The sequence below is a fragment of the Streptomyces sp. NPDC026672 genome (assembly GCF_040638185.1).
Lineage (GTDB): Bacteria > Actinomycetota > Actinomycetes > Streptomycetales > Streptomycetaceae > Streptomyces.
In genome coordinates this window covers 96,403-110,968 of sequence record NZ_JBEZXS010000002.1, presented here as the reverse complement: position 1 = coordinate 110,968, position 14,566 = coordinate 96,403, and the positions used below count along the sequence as shown (strand labels likewise).

At 72.1% G+C, this 14,566-nt stretch carries 13 protein-coding genes and 1 riboswitch; of the genes, 10 read left to right on the top strand and 3 right to left on the bottom strand.

Translation table 11 applies throughout. The annotated features are described in order from the left end of the window. The first annotated feature begins 64 nt into the window (after positions 1-64). From shc to AB0F77_RS02155, 8 genes are all read left to right on the top strand, one after another. Positions 65-2,074 (top strand): squalene--hopene cyclase, encoded by a 2,010-nt coding sequence (gene shc, locus AB0F77_RS02190; protein WP_361939951.1) that lies wholly within the window; start codon positions 65-67, stop codon positions 2,072-2,074. Beyond that, positions 2,074-2,772: a 1-hydroxy-2-methyl-2-butenyl 4-diphosphate reductase gene (locus AB0F77_RS02185; protein ID WP_361939948.1), complete on the top strand. Its 699-nt coding sequence runs from the start codon at positions 2,074-2,076 to the stop codon at positions 2,770-2,772. Before shc ends, AB0F77_RS02185 begins: the two co-directional genes overlap by 1 nt. A gap of 5 nt (positions 2,773-2,777) precedes the next feature. Further along, on the top strand, positions 2,778-3,800 hold the full coding sequence (gene hpnH, locus AB0F77_RS02180; RefSeq protein ID WP_361939945.1) for an adenosyl-hopene transferase HpnH: 1,023 nt from the start codon (positions 2,778-2,780) through the stop codon (positions 3,798-3,800). Positions 3,801-3,804: 4 nt separating this feature from the next. Next, the gene (ispG, locus tag AB0F77_RS02175) at positions 3,805-4,968 is read left to right on the top strand and encodes a flavodoxin-dependent (E)-4-hydroxy-3-methylbut-2-enyl-diphosphate synthase (RefSeq protein ID WP_361939942.1); all 1,164 of its coding nucleotides are present in this window, start codon (positions 3,805-3,807) and stop codon (positions 4,966-4,968) included. 30 nt (positions 4,969-4,998) lie between these two features. Continuing rightward, positions 4,999-6,900, top strand: coding sequence for a 1-deoxy-D-xylulose-5-phosphate synthase (gene dxs / locus AB0F77_RS02170; protein ID WP_361939939.1), 1,902 nt, complete (start codon positions 4,999-5,001; stop codon positions 6,898-6,900). Then, positions 6,897-8,282, top strand: coding sequence for an aspartate aminotransferase family protein (locus tag AB0F77_RS02165; protein ID WP_361939936.1), 1,386 nt, complete (start codon positions 6,897-6,899; stop codon positions 8,280-8,282). The genes dxs and AB0F77_RS02165 overlap by 4 nt, the downstream gene beginning before the upstream one ends. A 71-nt stretch (positions 8,283-8,353) precedes the next feature. Next, positions 8,354-8,977, top strand: a complete 624-nt coding sequence (locus AB0F77_RS02160; protein ID WP_361939933.1) for an XRE family transcriptional regulator — start codon at positions 8,354-8,356, stop codon at positions 8,975-8,977. After that, positions 8,974-9,096: a DUF6126 family protein gene (locus tag AB0F77_RS02155; protein WP_361939930.1), complete on the top strand. Its 123-nt coding sequence runs from the start codon at positions 8,974-8,976 to the stop codon at positions 9,094-9,096. Before AB0F77_RS02160 ends, AB0F77_RS02155 begins: the two co-directional genes overlap by 4 nt. A gap of 6 nt (positions 9,097-9,102) precedes the next feature. Here AB0F77_RS02155 and AB0F77_RS02150 read toward each other — a convergent pair whose 3' ends face one another. Continuing rightward, a complete protein-coding gene (locus tag AB0F77_RS02150; RefSeq protein ID WP_361939927.1) occupies positions 9,103-9,900 on the bottom strand; it encodes a tyrosine-protein phosphatase in 798 nt (265 codons plus the stop codon). Between the two features lie 446 nt (positions 9,901-10,346). Beyond that, a riboswitch (cyclic di-AMP (ydaO/yuaA leader) is annotated at positions 10,347-10,506 on the top strand. 4 nt (positions 10,507-10,510) lie between these two features. Here AB0F77_RS02150 and AB0F77_RS02145 point away from each other — a divergent pair. Together AB0F77_RS02145 and AB0F77_RS02140 are read left to right on the top strand one after the other, a co-directional pair. After that, on the top strand, positions 10,511-11,431 hold the full coding sequence (locus AB0F77_RS02145; RefSeq protein WP_361939924.1) for a LysM peptidoglycan-binding domain-containing M23 family metallopeptidase: 921 nt from the start codon (positions 10,511-10,513) through the stop codon (positions 11,429-11,431). A gap of 221 nt (positions 11,432-11,652) precedes the next feature. Next, positions 11,653-12,438 (top strand): SGNH/GDSL hydrolase family protein, encoded by a 786-nt coding sequence (locus AB0F77_RS02140; RefSeq protein WP_361940552.1) that lies wholly within the window; start codon positions 11,653-11,655, stop codon positions 12,436-12,438. A 114-nt stretch (positions 12,439-12,552) separates the two neighbouring features. Here the strand turns inward: AB0F77_RS02140 and AB0F77_RS02135 are convergent, their stop codons facing one another. Together AB0F77_RS02135 and AB0F77_RS02130 are read right to left on the bottom strand one after the other, a co-directional pair. Further along, the gene (locus tag AB0F77_RS02135; protein WP_361939921.1) at positions 12,553-13,170 is read right to left on the bottom strand and encodes a TetR/AcrR family transcriptional regulator; all 618 of its coding nucleotides are present in this window, start codon (positions 13,168-13,170) and stop codon (positions 12,553-12,555) included. A gap of 55 nt (positions 13,171-13,225) precedes the next feature. Next, positions 13,226-14,404 carry a Glu/Leu/Phe/Val dehydrogenase dimerization domain-containing protein gene (locus AB0F77_RS02130; protein ID WP_361939918.1) on the bottom strand — a complete coding sequence of 393 codons (1,179 nt, stop codon included), beginning with the start codon at positions 14,402-14,404 and terminating at the stop codon, positions 13,226-13,228. Positions 14,405-14,566 lie beyond the last annotated feature (162 nt).

Here is a 14,566-nt window from a genome sequence, read left to right as displayed (position 1 = left end):
ACGGACACCGGCCGACGGCGGACCCACAGCAGCACGACTTGCACGACTGCGAGAAGGGGAAGCCATGACAGCGACGACCGACGGAAGCACCGGGGCCACAATCCCGCCCCGCGCTGCCTCGGCCACCCGATCCGACAGCACGATCCCCGAGGCGGCCGGGGTACCAGAAGCCGCCACGCGCGCCGTACGGCGCGCCACCGACTTCCTGCTCTCGCAGCAGGACGCCGCGGGCTGGTGGAAGGGCGACCTCGAGACCAACGTCACGATGGACGCCGAGGACCTGCTCCTGCGTCAGTTCCTCGGCATCCTCGACGAGGACACCGTCCGCGCCTCCGCCCTCTTCATCCGCGGCGAGCAGCGGGAGGACGGCACCTGGGCCACGTTCCACGGCGGCCCCGGCGAACTGTCCACCACCATCGAGGCGTACGTCGCCCTCCGGCTGGCCGGGGACGAGCCCGACGCCCCGCACATGGCGAGGGCGTCCGCGTGGATCCGCGACCGGGGCGGCATCGCGGCCTCCCGGGTCTTCACCCGGATCTGGCTCGCGCTCTTCGGCTGGTGGAAGTGGGAGGACCTGCCCGAACTCCCGCCCGAGCTCATCTACTTCCCGACGTGGATGCCGCTCAACATCTACGACTTCGGGTGCTGGGCGCGGCAGACGATCGTGCCGCTGACCATCGTCTCGGCGAAGCGTCCGGTGCGTCCCGCGCCGTTCCCGCTCGACGAGCTGCACACCGACCCGGACGATCCCAACCCGCCCAGGCCGCTCGCGCCCGTGGCGAGTTGGGACGGCGCCTTCCAGCGCCTCGACAAGGTCCTGCACCGGGCCCGCAAGGTGATCCCGCGCAGGCTGCGCGGGGCCGCCATGAACTCCGCCGCCCGCTGGATCATCGAACGGCAGGAGAACGACGGCTGCTGGGGCGGCATCCAGCCGCCGGCCGTTTACTCGATCATCGCCCTTTATCTCCTCGGTTACGACCTCGAACACCCGGTGCTGCGCGAGGGGATCGCCTCGCTCGACCGCTTCGCGGTGTGGCGCGAGGACGGGGCGCGGATGATCGAGGCGTGCCAGTCGCCCGTCTGGGACACCTGCCTCGCCACCATCGCGCTCGCCGACGCGGGTGTGCCCGCCGACCACCCGCAGCTCGTCAAGGCGGCGGACTGGATGCTCGGCGAGGAGATCGTGCGGCCCGGCGACTGGGCCGTGCGGCGGCCCGAACTGCCGCCGGGCGGCTGGGCGTTCGAGTTCCACAACGACAACTACCCCGACATCGACGACACCGCCGAGGTGGTCCTCGCACTGCGCCGCGTCCGGCACCACGACCCGGAGCGGATCGACCGGGCCGTCGGCCGCGGGGTGCGCTGGAACCTCGGGATGCAGTCGAGGAACGGGGGCTGGGGCGCCTTCGACGTCGACAACACCAGCCCGTTCCCCAACAAGCTGCCGTTCTGCGACTTCGGCGAGGTCATCGACCCGCCCTCGGCCGACGTCACCGCGCACGTCGTCGAGATGCTCGCGGTCGAGGGCCTGTCCCACGACCCGCGCACCCGGCGCGGGATCGACCGGCTGCTGGCCGAACAGGAGGCCGACGGCTCCTGGTTCGGACGCTGGGGCGTCAACTACGTCTACGGCACCGGGTCCGTGGTGCCCGCGCTGACCGCCGCCGGCCTGCCCGGCTCGCACCCCGCGATCCGCCGGGCGGTGGCCTGGCTGGAGTCCGTGCAGAACGACGACGGCGGCTGGGGCGAGGACCTGCGCTCCTACGACAACCCCCGGGAGTGGAGCGGCCGCGGCGCCTCCACCGCCTCCCAGACCGCGTGGGCGCTGATGGCGCTGCTCGCGGCGGGGGAGCGGGAGTCCAAGGCCGTCGAACGCGGCGTCGAGTGGCTGGCCGCCACCCAGCGGGAGGACGGCTCCTGGGACGAGCCCCACTTCACCGGGACCGGCTTCCCCTGGGACTTCTCCATCAACTACCACCTCTACCGGCAGGTCTTCCCACTGACCGCGCTCGGCCGGTACGTGCACGGCGAACCCTTCGCGAAGAAGCCGCTCGCCGAGGCCGAGGGGAGCTGATGAGCCCCCAGCCCGCTCCGGCACCGCTGCTGATCGCCTGCGCGCTCGGCATCGAGCACGTCGCCCTGCGCGCGGGCGACCGCGGCAGGGGCGCGGGCGCGGGCGCGGGCCGTCGGCGCCCCGCCGCCGGACCCGGCGGGCGGGAGGCCGGCGGGCCGGTCGTCGTCCGGCGCACCGGCATGGGGCCCAGGGCGGCGGAGAGCGCCGTCTCCCGGCTGCTCGCCGATCCCGCCCTGGCCGGGGCCGCCGTGCTGGCCACCGGCTTCTGCGCGGGGCTCGCCCCGGGCATGCACCCCGGCGACCTGGTCGTCGCCGAGGAGACCCGGGACCCGCGCGGGAGCGTCCCGTGCGTGGGCACCGAGCTGCTCGTGAAGGAGCTCGCGCGCACCGTTCCCGGGCGCACCGTCCACACCGGCCCCCTCACCGGCTCCGACCACGTCGTCCGCGGCCCCGAGCGCGCCGAGCTGTGCGCGACCGGCGCGATCGCCGTGGACATGGAGTCGGCGGCCACGCTCCTGAGCGCCGTCCGGGCGGGCGAGCGCCCGGTCGCGGCCGTACGGGTGGTCGTGGACGCCCCCGAACACGAACTCGTCCGGATCGGCACGGTACGCGGGGGGATATCCGCCTTCCGCGTCCTTCGTTCCGTACTTCCCGCTTTTATCGAATGGCACCGTTCTTTGCTGCTCCCCCGGAGGTGAGCCAGATGGCCATGCCGCTGCGTCAGTCCATCAAGGTCGCAACATACCTGGCTGAACAGAAGATCCGCAGGCGCGACAAGTTCCCGCTCATCGTCGAGCTGGAGCCGTTGTTCGCCTGCAACCTCAAATGCGAGGGCTGTGGCAAGATCCAGCACCCGGCAGGGGTGCTCAAGCAGCGCATGCCGGTCGCCCAGGCCGTGGGGGCGGTGCTCGAATCGGGTGCGCCGATGGTCTCCATCGCCGGTGGCGAGCCCTTGATGCATCCCCAGATCGACGAGATCGTGCGGCAGTTGGTGGCGAAGCGGAAGTACGTCTTCCTGTGCACCAACGCCATGCTGCTGCGCAAGAAGATGGACAAGTTCACGCCCTCCCCGTACTTCGCCTTCGCGGTGCACATCGACGGGCTGCGCGAGCGGCACGACGAGTCCGTGGCGAAGGAGGGCGTGTTCGACGAGGCCGTGGCCGCCATCAAGGAGGCCAAGCGGCGCGGCTTCCGGGTGACCACCAACTCGACCTTCTTCAACACGGACACCCCGCAGACCATCGTCGAGGTGCTCAACTTCCTCAACGACGACCTGCAGGTGGACGAGATGATGATCTCGCCCGCCTACGCCTACGAGAAGGCGCCCGACCAGGAGCACTTCCTCGGGGTCGAGCAGACCCGGGAGCTGTTCAAGAAGGCGTTCTCGGGCGGCAACCGGCGGCGCTGGAGGCTCAACCACTCCCCGCTCTTCCTGGACTTCCTGGAGGGCAAGGTCGACTTCCCGTGCACCGCCTGGGCGATCCCCAACTACTCGCTGTTCGGCTGGCAGCGGCCCTGCTACCTGATGAGCGACGGGTACGTGCCGACGTACCGGGAACTCGTCGACGAGACCGACTGGGACAAGTACGGCCGCGGCAAGGACCCGCGCTGCGCCAACTGCATGGCGCACTGCGGCTACGAGCCGACCGCCGTCCTGGCCACCATGGGCTCGCTCAAGGAGTCCCTGCGGGCCATGCGCGAGACCGTCTCAGGAAACCGGGAGTGAGGTCATGACCGCCATTCCTCTGGGGGTTCCCGAGGTACCGGCCCGGCCGATCGCCGAGCGGCGTCCGTCGCGGCAGATCCATGTCGGGCCGGTGGCGGTCGGCGGCGGGGCGCCGGTGTCCGTGCAGTCGATGACCACGACGCGCACCTCGGACGTCGGCGCCACGCTCCAGCAGATCGCCGAACTCACGGCGTCCGGCTGCCAGATCGTGCGCGTGGCCTGTCCCACGCAGGACGACGCGGACGCCCTCGCGACGATCGCCCGGAAGTCGCAGATCCCGGTGATCGCGGACATCCACTTCCAGCCCAAGTACGTGTTCGCCGCCATCGAGGCCGGCTGCGCCGCCGTCCGCGTCAACCCGGGCAACATCAAGCAGTTCGACGACAAGGTCAGGGAGATCGCCCGGGCCGCCAAGGACCACGGCACTCCCATCCGCATCGGCGTCAACGCCGGTTCGCTGGACCGCCGTCTGCTCCAGAAGTACGGCAGGGCGACGCCCGAGGCGCTGGTCGAGAGCGCCCTGTGGGAGGCGTCCCTCTTCGAGGAGCACGGCTTCCGCGACATCAAGATCTCGGTCAAGCACAACGACCCGGTCGTGATGATCGAGGCGTACCGGCAGCTCGCCGCCCAGTGCGACTACCCGCTGCACCTGGGGGTGACGGAGGCCGGTCCCGCCTTCCAGGGGACGGTCAAGTCGGCCGTGGCCTTCGGGGCGTTGCTCTCGCAGGGCATCGGCGACACCATCCGCGTCTCCCTGTCGGCCCCGCCGGCCGAGGAGGTCAAGGTGGGCCTCCAGATCCTGGAGTCCCTGAACCTCAAGGAGCGCCGGCTGGAGATCGTGTCGTGCCCGTCCTGTGGGCGCGCCCAGGTCGACGTGTACAAGCTCGCGGACGAGGTCACGGCCGGTCTGGAGGGCATGGAGGTGCCCCTGCGGGTCGCGGTCATGGGCTGTGTGGTCAACGGCCCAGGCGAGGCCCGCGAGGCCGACCTCGGTGTCGCCTCCGGCAACGGCAAGGGCCAGATCTTCGTCAAGGGCGAGGTCATCAAGACCGTCCCCGAGTCGAAGATCGTGGAGACCCTCATCGAGGAGGCCATGAAGCTGGCCGAGGGGATGGAGGCCGACGGCGTCACGGCCGGCACGGGGACGCCCGCGGTGAAGGTGAGTTGAAACGAGCACGGACCGAGAGGGGGCCCGAGCGTGACCGAGCTGGAGAACATCCGGGGACCACGCGACCTGAAGGCGCTGTCCGAGGCGGAACTCGGCGAACTGGCCGAGGACATACGTGAGTTCCTGGTGCAGGCGGTGTCCAGGACGGGTGGTCACCTCGGGCCCAATCTGGGCGTCGTGGAACTGACCGTCGCCCTCCACCGGGTCTTCGACTCGCCGGTCGACCGCATCCTGTGGGACACCGGCCACCAGAGTTATGTGCACAAGCTGCTGACGGGCCGTCAGGACTTCTCGAAGCTGCGCGGCAAGGGGGGCCTGTCCGGCTACCCCTCACGCGAGGAGTCCGAGCACGACGTCATCGAGAACAGCCACGCCTCCACCGCGCTCGGCTGGGCCGACGGCCTCGCCAAGGCCAACCAGGTGCGCGGCGCCGAGGGCCACGTGGTCGCCGTGATCGGTGACGGCGCCCTCACCGGCGGCATGGCCTGGGAGGCGCTGAACAACATCGCCGCCGCCAAGGACCGCCCGCTGATCATCGTCGTCAACGACAACGAGCGCTCCTACGCCCCGACCATCGGCGGTCTCGCCAACCACCTGGCCACCCTGCGCACCACCGACGGCTACGAGAAGGTCCTCGCCTGGGGCAAGGAGGTCCTCCAGCGCACCCCGGTGGTCGGCGGCACGCTCTACGAGTCGCTGCACGGCGCGAAGAAGGGCTTCAAGGACGCGTTCGCCCCGCAGGGCATGTTCGAGGACCTGGGCCTCAAGTACGTCGGCCCGATCGACGGACACGACATCGGGGCCGTCGAGTCCGCGCTGCGCCGCGCCAAACGCTTCCACGGGCCGGTCCTCGTCCACTGCCTCACGGAGAAGGGCCGCGGCTACGAGCCCGCCCTCGCCCACGAGGAGGACCACTTCCACACCGTCGGCGTGATGGACCCCCTCACCTGCGCGCCCCTCGCGCCGGCCGGGGCGCCGACCTGGACGTCCGTGTTCGGCGACGAGATCGTCCGCATCGGCGAGGAGCGCGAGGACGTCGTGGCCATCACGGCGGCCATGCTGCACCCGGTCGGCCTCGGCGCCTTCGCGGAGCGCTTCCCGGACCGCGTGTGGGACGTCGGCATCGCCGAGCAGCACGCGACGGTCTCGGCGGCGGGCCTGGCCACCGGCGGACTGCACCCGGTCGTCGCCGTCTACGCCACCTTCCTCAACCGCGCCTTCGACCAGCTCCTGATGGACGTCGCCCTGCACAAGTGCGGCGTCACCTTCGTCCTGGACCGCGCGGGCGTCACGGGAGTCGACGGCGCCTCCCACAACGGCATGTGGGACATGTCGATCCTCCAGGTCGTGCCCGGCCTGCGGATCGCGGCCCCGCGCGACGCCGACCAGCTGCGCGCCCAACTGCGCGAGGCCGTCGCCGTCGACGACGCGCCCACCCTGATCCGCTTCCCGAAGGAGTCGGTGGGCCCCGCGATACCGGCGCTCGACCGGGTCGGCGGCATGGACGTCCTGCACCGCGGCGAGAACCCCGAGGTGCTGCTGGTCGCCGTCGGCGTCATGGCGCCGGTCTGCCTCCAGGCCGCCGAGCTGCTGGCGGCGCGCGGCATCGGCTGTACGGTCGTCGACCCCCGCTGGGTCAAACCCGTCGACCCCGCCCTGCCCGGCCTCGCCGCCGCGCACCGCCTGGTGGCCGTCGTGGAGGACAACAGCCGCGCCTCCGGGGTCGGGGCCGCGGTGGCCCTCGCGCTCGGCGACGCCGACGTCGACGTGCCCGTACGGCGCTTCGGCATCCCGGAGCAGTTCCTCGCCCACGCCAAACGCGGCGAGGTCCTGGCCGACATCGGCCTCACCCCCGTCGAGGTCGCCGGGCGCATCGGAGCGAGCCTGGCCGCCCGGGACGCGGGCGGCACAGTCAAGGAGACAGCTGAATGACCACCGAGTTCGACCTCGGCGCCCTCCTCGCCGAACGCGGGGGCGAGCGCTACGAGCTGCACACGAAGTACCTGAACCACCAGCTCCCGCGCATGCTGCACACCATCGGCTTCGACAAGGTCTACGAACGGGCGGAGGGCGCCCACTTCTGGGACGCGGACGGCAACGACTACCTGGACATGCTCGCCGGGTTCGGGGTGATGGGCCTGGGCCGCCACCACCCCGTCGTCCGCAAGGCGCTGCACGACGTACTGGACGCCCGGCTCGCCGACCTCACCCGCTTCGACTGCCAGCCGCTGCCCGGCCTGCTCGCCGAGAAGCTGCTCACGCACAGCCCGCACCTGGACCGGGTGTTCTTCGGCAACAGCGGCACGGAGGCCGTGGAGACCGCGCTGAAGTTCGCCCGCTTCGCCACCGGCAGGCCGCGCATTCTCTACTGCGACCACGCCTTCCACGGCCTGACCACCGGCTCCCTGTCGGTGAACGGCGAGAGCGGCTTCCGGGACGGCTTCGCCCCGCTGCTGCCCGACACCGCCGTACCGCTCGGGGACCTGGACGCCCTCGCCCGCGAGCTGAAGAAGGGCGACGTCGCCGGGCTGATCGTCGAGCCGATCCAGGGCAAGGGGGTGCACGAGGCCCCGCCCGGCTATCTGCGCGCCGCGCAGGAGCTGCTGCACCGGCACAAGGCGCTGCTCATCGCCGACGAGGTGCAGACCGGCCTCGGCCGCACCGGCGACTTCTACGCCCACCAGCACGAGGAGGGCGTGGAGCCGGACCTGATCTGTGTCGCCAAGGCCCTGTCCGGGGGGTACGTGCCGGTCGGCGCCACCCTCGGCCGGGACTGGATCTTCAAGAAGGTCTACTCGTCCATGGACCGCGTCCTGGTCCACTCGGCGAGCTTCGGCGCCAACGCCCAGGCCATGGCCGCGGGGCTGGCGGTGCTCTCGGTCATGGAGAACGAGGGGACCGTCGCGCACGCCCGCGCCACGGGCGAGCTGCTGAGGTCCCGGCTCGCGGCGCTGATCGACAAGTACGAGCTGCTGGCCGACGTCCGGGGCCGGGGCCTGATGATCGGCATCGAGTTCGGCAGGCCCGACTCGCTGAAGCTGCGCAGCCGCTGGACCATGCTCCAGGCCGCCCGCAAGGGCCTCTTCGCGCAGATGGTGGTCGTCCCGCTGCTCCAGCGGCACCGGATCCTCACCCAGGTCTCCGGCGACCACCTGGAGGTCATCAAACTGATCCCGCCGCTGGTCGTGGACGAGGCCGACGTGGACCGGTTCGTGGACGCCTTCACCGCCGTGATGGACGACGCGCACAGCGGCGGCGGGCTGATGTGGGACTTCGGCAGGACCCTGATCAAGCAGGCGGTCGCCAACCGGTGACCGGGAGCCGCACCCTTTGCCTCTGAGGCAAGAAAATTGCCCCAGGGGCAAAGATGCGGCTGAATGGAGGCATGAGCTCCTCCCCCGCCGGGCCCCTCCCCGGCCACGGCGACGACCTGCCCGTGGTGGCGCCGCAGCTGCGATCGCTGCGCCGCCGCGCCGGCCTCACCCTGGAGGCGGCGGCCGGGACCGCCGGTCTGTCGCCCGCCCACCTCTCCCGGCTGGAGACCGGACAGCGCCAGCCCTCGCTGCCGATGCTGCTCGCGCTGGCCCGTATCTACGGTACGACGGTCTCCGAGCTGCTGGGCGAGACGGTCGCCGACCGGGACGCCATCGTGCGCTTCGCGGACATGGAACCGACCCGGGCGGGCGGCTGGACGTACTGGCAGGCGGGGGCGCCCGGCCGGGGGATGCAGTCCCTGCGCGTGCGGGTGCCGTACGGCGCGCAGGGCGACATCGTGCGGGTCCACCCCGGCGAGGAGTGGCTGTACGTGCTGCGGGGGCGGCTGCGGCTGCGCCTCGGGGACACCGTGCACCTGCTCGCGCCCGGGGACAGCGCGCACTTCGATTCGCTGACCCCGCACCGCCTCGCCGCCGAGGACCACGACGGGGTCGAGCTCCTGTTCGTCCACACCCTGCTGCAGAGTCCCACGGCCACCTTGTGCCTGGGCCCCATCACTGGAGAGCTGCCATGAGCAACCTGGAGGAGAAGTTCCCCCGGTCCCTGTGGATCCGTCTGATCATCTACATCGCCGTCGGTCACCTCTTCGCCGCCTTCCTCTATCTGCTGTTCGCGATCGGCGGCAAGGGGTGAGCCGGGTCAGTCCAGCAGCCGGGCGCGCAGCCGCTCCCGGGTCGCGGGGCTGAGACCGAGGCCCCGCTCCAGATAGGCGTCGACGCCGCCCCAGGTCTCCTCCACCGTGTCCAGCGCCGCCGTCAGATACTCGGCGCGGGCGTCGAAGAGGGGGCTGAGCAGATCCATGACCTCGGGGGAGTACGCGTCCGCCGAGGTCGCGCTGCGGTGCACCTTGTAGCGCCGGTGCGCGGCGTTGGACTTCAGGTAGTCGGCGAGGATCGCCTCCCGCTCCACCCCGACGGCGAGGAGCGTCACCGCGATCGACAGCCCCGCGCGGTCCTTGCCCGCCGCGCAGTGCATCAGCGCCGGGACGCTGTCCTCGGCCAGCGCGTGCAGCACCCGGGAGTGCTCCGCCGTGCGCTCCGTGACGATCGTGCGGTACGACTCGACCATCCGGCCGGCGGCCCTGCCGTCCGACAGGAGCGCGCGCAGCTGGTCGAGGTCGCCGTCGCGGACCATCTTCCAGAACTCGGCGCCGTCCGCCGGGTCCGTCAGCGGCAGGTTCACGTTGCGCACGCCCGGCAGGTCGACGTCCGGGCCCTCCAGCTTCTGGTCCGCCGCGTTGCGGAAGTCGAAGACGGTGTGCAGGCCCAGGGAGGAGAGGAACGCGGCGTCCGCCTCGGTGGCGTGCGCCAGGTGACCACTGCGGAACAGCACTCCGTGCCGTACGCGCCGGCCGTCGGCGGTCGGCAGGCCGCCCACGTCGCGGAAGTTGCGCACACCGGCCATCTCGGGCTCGGTCGACGGGACCTGCTGCGTCACGGGGGCTCCTCCCGGTCGGGCCCGTCGGCGCGGCTCGCCTGCGGGCACGCTGCTGACGATACGACATCGGTTTCCCCGGGCACCGAGTTGTCCACAGGGGGTCCTGCGGGTGACTTTTTCCCGCCCTTGGGAGTATCTGGGCTGTCTGTCCCAAATGGCGGCTTCATTCCAACTCGTCCCGGAATAAAGGCGGCTGGCGTGACGGGGGGTGAGGAGCGTCATAACCGTGACCGTGCGTTGCGCGTCATGTTCACGTAATTCTTCTTCCTTTCCTGGGAATCGACGCGGTCGGCATTCGGTGAATTCACGGAGGGTGACCGGTAATTCCCGTAACGGATCAAGCGAAACGCGGACGGGGGGAATCTTCCGCTTGTCCGCCCGCGTTCCCCTCGCTTACGTTCAGCCCGATCCGGGCGGACCGCCGAATCCTGCCACCGCCCGGTGTCCCCACACACTCACCCGTGCCCGGCAGGAGCGGGGGACCCACCAGGTAAGACTGCCTGTTCCGGTCTCCGGAACGGCTAGGGGTGAAGTCGCGTGCCCCACGCGGCCGGGCAGCTCCAGCCCGAACCCGACAGCTCACCTCGCAGGCGCCGGAGAGGAATTCGCCATGCCCGCGAAGGGTAAGCACCGCCGTCCCAGGTCCCTGCGCCTGACCCGCTCGTTCGCCGTCGCCGGAACCGGTGGCGCCGCACTGGCCCTGCCCCTGCTGGGGGCCACGGGCGCCCACGCCGCCCCGGCGCAGTCCGTTCCCGAGAAGACCGTCCAGTCCGCCCCCGTGGTCCAGCAGAAGGCCGCGACGGCCGAGTCCGGGGTGCGCACCTACACCGTGCGGCCCGGCGACTGGCTCTCCAAGATCGCCGAGCGGCAGCACGTCACCGGCGGCTGGCAGCGGCTCTACGCCGACAACCGCGCGGTCGTCGGCGACGACCCGTCGCTGATCCACCCCGGCCTCGAACTCACCCTGGGCAAGAAGGCCGTGACGACCACCGCCGCGCCCTCCCGGCCCGCGCCGTCCTCGGCGAAGCCGGCCGTCCCGTCCCGGCCCGCGCCCGCCGCGCGGCAGGCCGAGCCCGCAGCGGAGAGCGCCGCGCCGCAGCCGGCCGCGCAGAACACCACCGCCTCCGGCTTCACCCTCCCCGTGTCCGGCGCCCGCATCGGCACCGGCTACCACGTGGCGGGCAGCATGTGGTCCAGCGGTTACCACACCGGCGTCGACTTCGTCGTCCCGACCGGCACCTCGCTCAAGGCCGTCGGCACGGGCACCGTGGTCTCCGCGGGCTGGGGCGGCGCCTACGGCAACCAGGTCGTCATCAGGCTCGCCGACGGCCACTACGCCCAGTACGCCCACCTGTCCCAGCTCTCCGTCTCGGCCGGCCAGGCCGTGACCGCCGGGCAGCAGGTCGGCCTCTCCGGCGCGACCGGCAACGTGACCGGACCGCACCTGCACTTCGAGATCCGCACCACGCCGAACTACGGCTCGGACATCGACCCGCTCGCCTACCTGCGCGCGCACGGTGTCACCGTCTGACGGACGCCCCCCGCGAAGCCGCCGAAGGTCGGACCCCGATCCCGGGATCCGGCCTTCGGCGCGTCAACAGGCCCGGCCGGCGCGCTATTCCTCCGTTGACAAAGTCTTTAGCAGTGTCTTATCTCACCGTTCGTCAACCCTTTCCTACGATCGCGTAGGTCACATCCGAAGGTGAATCATGGACCGATGTGGCAGACGATTCGAAGAGTGACAACACATCAGTGATCGGGTCGTACGTGGCGGTGGGGGACAGCTTCACCGAGGGCGTCGGCGACCCCGGTCCCGACGGGGCGACGGTCGGCTGGGCGGACCGGTTCGCGGTCCTGCTCGCGGACCGGCGGCTCGAGGACGACTTCCGGTACACCAACCTGGCCGTGCGCGGGAAACTGCTCGACCAGATCGTGGCGGACCAGGTTCCGCAGGTCGTCGAACTCGCCCCGGACCTGGTGTCCTTCTGCGCGGGCGGCAACGACATCATCCGCCCCGGCACCGACCCCGACGAGGTCGCCGAGCGGTTCGAGCGGGCCGTGGCACGGCTGACGGCCGTCGCCGGCACGGTCCTGGTGACGACCGGCTTCGACACCCGCGGCGTCCCCGTCCTCAAGCACCTGCGCGGCAAGATCGCCACGTACAACGGGCACGTCCGCGCCGTCGCCGACCGCTACGGCTGCCCCGTGCTCGACCTGTGGTCCCTCAAGACCGTCCAGGACCGGCGGGCCTGGGACGACGACCGGCTCCACCTCTCGCCCGAGGGCCACACACGGGTGGCGCTGCGCGCCGGCCAGGTGCTCGGCGTGGACGTGCCGGCCGACCCCGACCAGCCGTGGCCGCCGCTGCCGCCGCGCGGCACCCTGGAGGTCCGCCGCGACGACGTCCACTGGGCCCGCCAGTACCTGGTCCCCTGGATCGGCCGCCGCCTGCGCGGCGAGTCCTCCGGCGACCACGCGACCGCGAAGGGCGCGCTGTCCCCGGAGGACATCAAGACACGCATCGCACCGGTCGCCTGAACGACGGCGGAACAAGCGCAACCCCTGGAAAAAGCGGTAGAAGCGGCAGAAGCGGCAGAAGTGGAGGAAGCGGCGGAAGAAGGGTGGCGAGTACGGGGGCGCCGCCCGGGACGTTCAGGAGTCGGCCGGGAGCGCCCCGGGGGTGAGTCCCAGCTCCCTGGCCAGGGCCTCGTCCACCCACTGCTGGGCCCGTGACCTCGCCACCGTCCCACCGTACGAGGTGAGCTGGACCGCGAGCCCGTCGAGCAGGGCCGTCAGCCGCAGGGCCGCGCCGGCCGGGTCCGGGCACCGGAACTCACCGGCCGCCACCCCCTCCGCGATCACCCCGGTGAGCGCCGCCTTCCACTGCCGGTCCAGCTCCCGGGTGACCTCCCGCAGCGCCGGTTCGCGCAGCGCCGCCGCCCAGCCCTCGATCCACAGCCGCCAGCCCTTGGCCTGGCCGGTGGGCGCGTACCAGCGCACGGCCGCCCGCAGCCGGCGCGGTGCGCTGGTCCGGCGGGCCAGCAGCCCGCGCAGCCGGGCGAGGTCGCCCTCGGCCGCGTACCGGAACGCGGCGGCGACCAACTGCTCCTTGGTCGAGAAGTGGTAGAGCACCAGCGCGTTGCTCACCCCGAGCGTCGCGGCCACGTCGGCGATCCGGACCGCCGCCACCCCCCGCTCCTCGATCTGCCCGACGGCGGCCCGCAGCAGCTCCTCCCGCCGCTCGGCCACGCTCAACCGCACTCTCGCCACGCGGTCACCCTAGTGCGAGCCGCGCGCGGGACGGGAAACGGCGGCGCCGGGCGGATCAGCGGTGTACGCCGAAGCGCTCCGCGATGACGGGCAGCCGGTCGGCCGCCAGGGCGTGGGCCGCCGCGCGCGGGGTCGTGCCGTCCGCCTCCGCGCGGTCCAGCACCAGGCCGACCAGCGAGCGCATCGACGCACGCACCCGGGCGAACGCGGCGTCGGCCTCGGGCCCGACGTCACCGAACAGCGTCCACCACCACCAGGCGTTGGTGCCGGAGTTGACCACCACGTCGGGCAGCACGGTCACCCCGCGCGCGGCCAGCAGCCGCTCCGCCTCCGCGAGCACCGGCATGTTGGCCGCCTCGACGATCCAACGGGCCCGGACCAGAGCCTGGTTGCCGCCGTCGACCGCGTACGACACCGCCGCCGGCACCAGCACCTCCGCGTCCACGGACAGCCAGGCGTCGCCCGGCAGTTCACGGTTCCCGGGTCGCAGCGCGGCCCGGTCGACGGTGCCGTACGCGTCCCGCGCCGCGAGCAGCGCCTCGACGTCGAGCCCCGCCGGGTCCACGATCGTGCCCTTGACGTCGGCGACGGCCACGACGGTCAGTCCCGCGCGTGCGAGGAAGCGCGCCGTCGCCCCGCCCATCGTCCCGAAGCCCTGCACGGCCACGCGCGTTCCGGTGTACGGCGTTCCGGCCCGGTCGAGCGCCACGAGCACCGACTCGGCCACCCCGCAGCCGCCGACCAGTTCGTCCAGGCCGATGCCGTCCACCTCCACCGTGAACGCCTCGGCGAGCCGTGCGCGGGCCGCCGCCTCGTCGTCCAGCAGCGGGTACACGGCCTGCACGGACGACACCAGCCCCGCCTCCGCGGCGGCGCGGTCCACCAGGTCCTGGGTGAGGCCGAGGTCCTCGCCGGTGGTCCACACGGTCTCGACGTACGGCCGGACCGCGCGCAGGTAGCGCACCAGCACCTCGTACGCCCGCGGGTCCCGGGGGTCGCAGTCGATGCCGCCCTTGGCGCCGCCGAGGGGGACGTAGCGGGCCGCGGGGTCGTAGTGCAGGGCCTCCTTCGTCGTCATGCCGCGGGCGAGCCCGGTCACCTCCTCCAGGGTGCAGCCCGGCCGCATCCGCAGCCCGCCGCTGGCCACGCCGCGCACCAGCCGGTCGACGACCAGGAACCCCCGGACGCCGGTGACGTGATCGGTCCAGGTGAGCGACAGCAGGGGGGCGGTCATGGGGTCTCCGGGGCGCCGACGACAACTGAACAGTGGGTCAGTATCGGAAGCCGCTCCGAGTCCTGTCAATGTCGTGCGAACGTCGTGCCAACACCCTGTCGGCGTCCCGCCGGCGTCCTCTCGGCGCCCGCCGTCCGCGCCGTCCGCGCCCCCCGCGGATGT

Excerpts from the sequence above, each read along its gene's own strand:
- shc (WP_361939951.1), top strand. The coding sequence starts at position 65 with ATGACAGCGACGACCGACGGAAGCACCGGGGCCACAATCCCGCCCCGC.
- AB0F77_RS02160 (WP_361939933.1), top strand. The coding sequence starts at position 8,354 with ATGAGCTCCTCCCCCGCCGGGCCCCTCCCCGGCCACGGCGACGACCTG.
- AB0F77_RS02130 (WP_361939918.1), bottom strand. The coding sequence starts at position 14,404 with ATGACCGCCCCCCTGCTGTCGCTCACCTGGACCGATCACGTCACCGGC.
- AB0F77_RS02165 (WP_361939936.1), top strand. The coding sequence starts at position 6,897 with ATGACCACCGAGTTCGACCTCGGCGCCCTCCTCGCCGAACGCGGGGGC.
- AB0F77_RS02185 (WP_361939948.1), top strand. The coding sequence starts at position 2,074 with ATGAGCCCCCAGCCCGCTCCGGCACCGCTGCTGATCGCCTGCGCGCTC.
- AB0F77_RS02145 (WP_361939924.1), top strand. The coding sequence starts at position 10,511 with ATGCCCGCGAAGGGTAAGCACCGCCGTCCCAGGTCCCTGCGCCTGACC.
- ispG (WP_361939942.1), top strand. The coding sequence starts at position 3,805 with ATGACCGCCATTCCTCTGGGGGTTCCCGAGGTACCGGCCCGGCCGATC.
- AB0F77_RS02155 (WP_361939930.1), top strand. The coding sequence starts at position 8,974 with ATGAGCAACCTGGAGGAGAAGTTCCCCCGGTCCCTGTGGATCCGTCTG.
- hpnH (WP_361939945.1), top strand. The coding sequence starts at position 2,778 with ATGGCCATGCCGCTGCGTCAGTCCATCAAGGTCGCAACATACCTGGCT.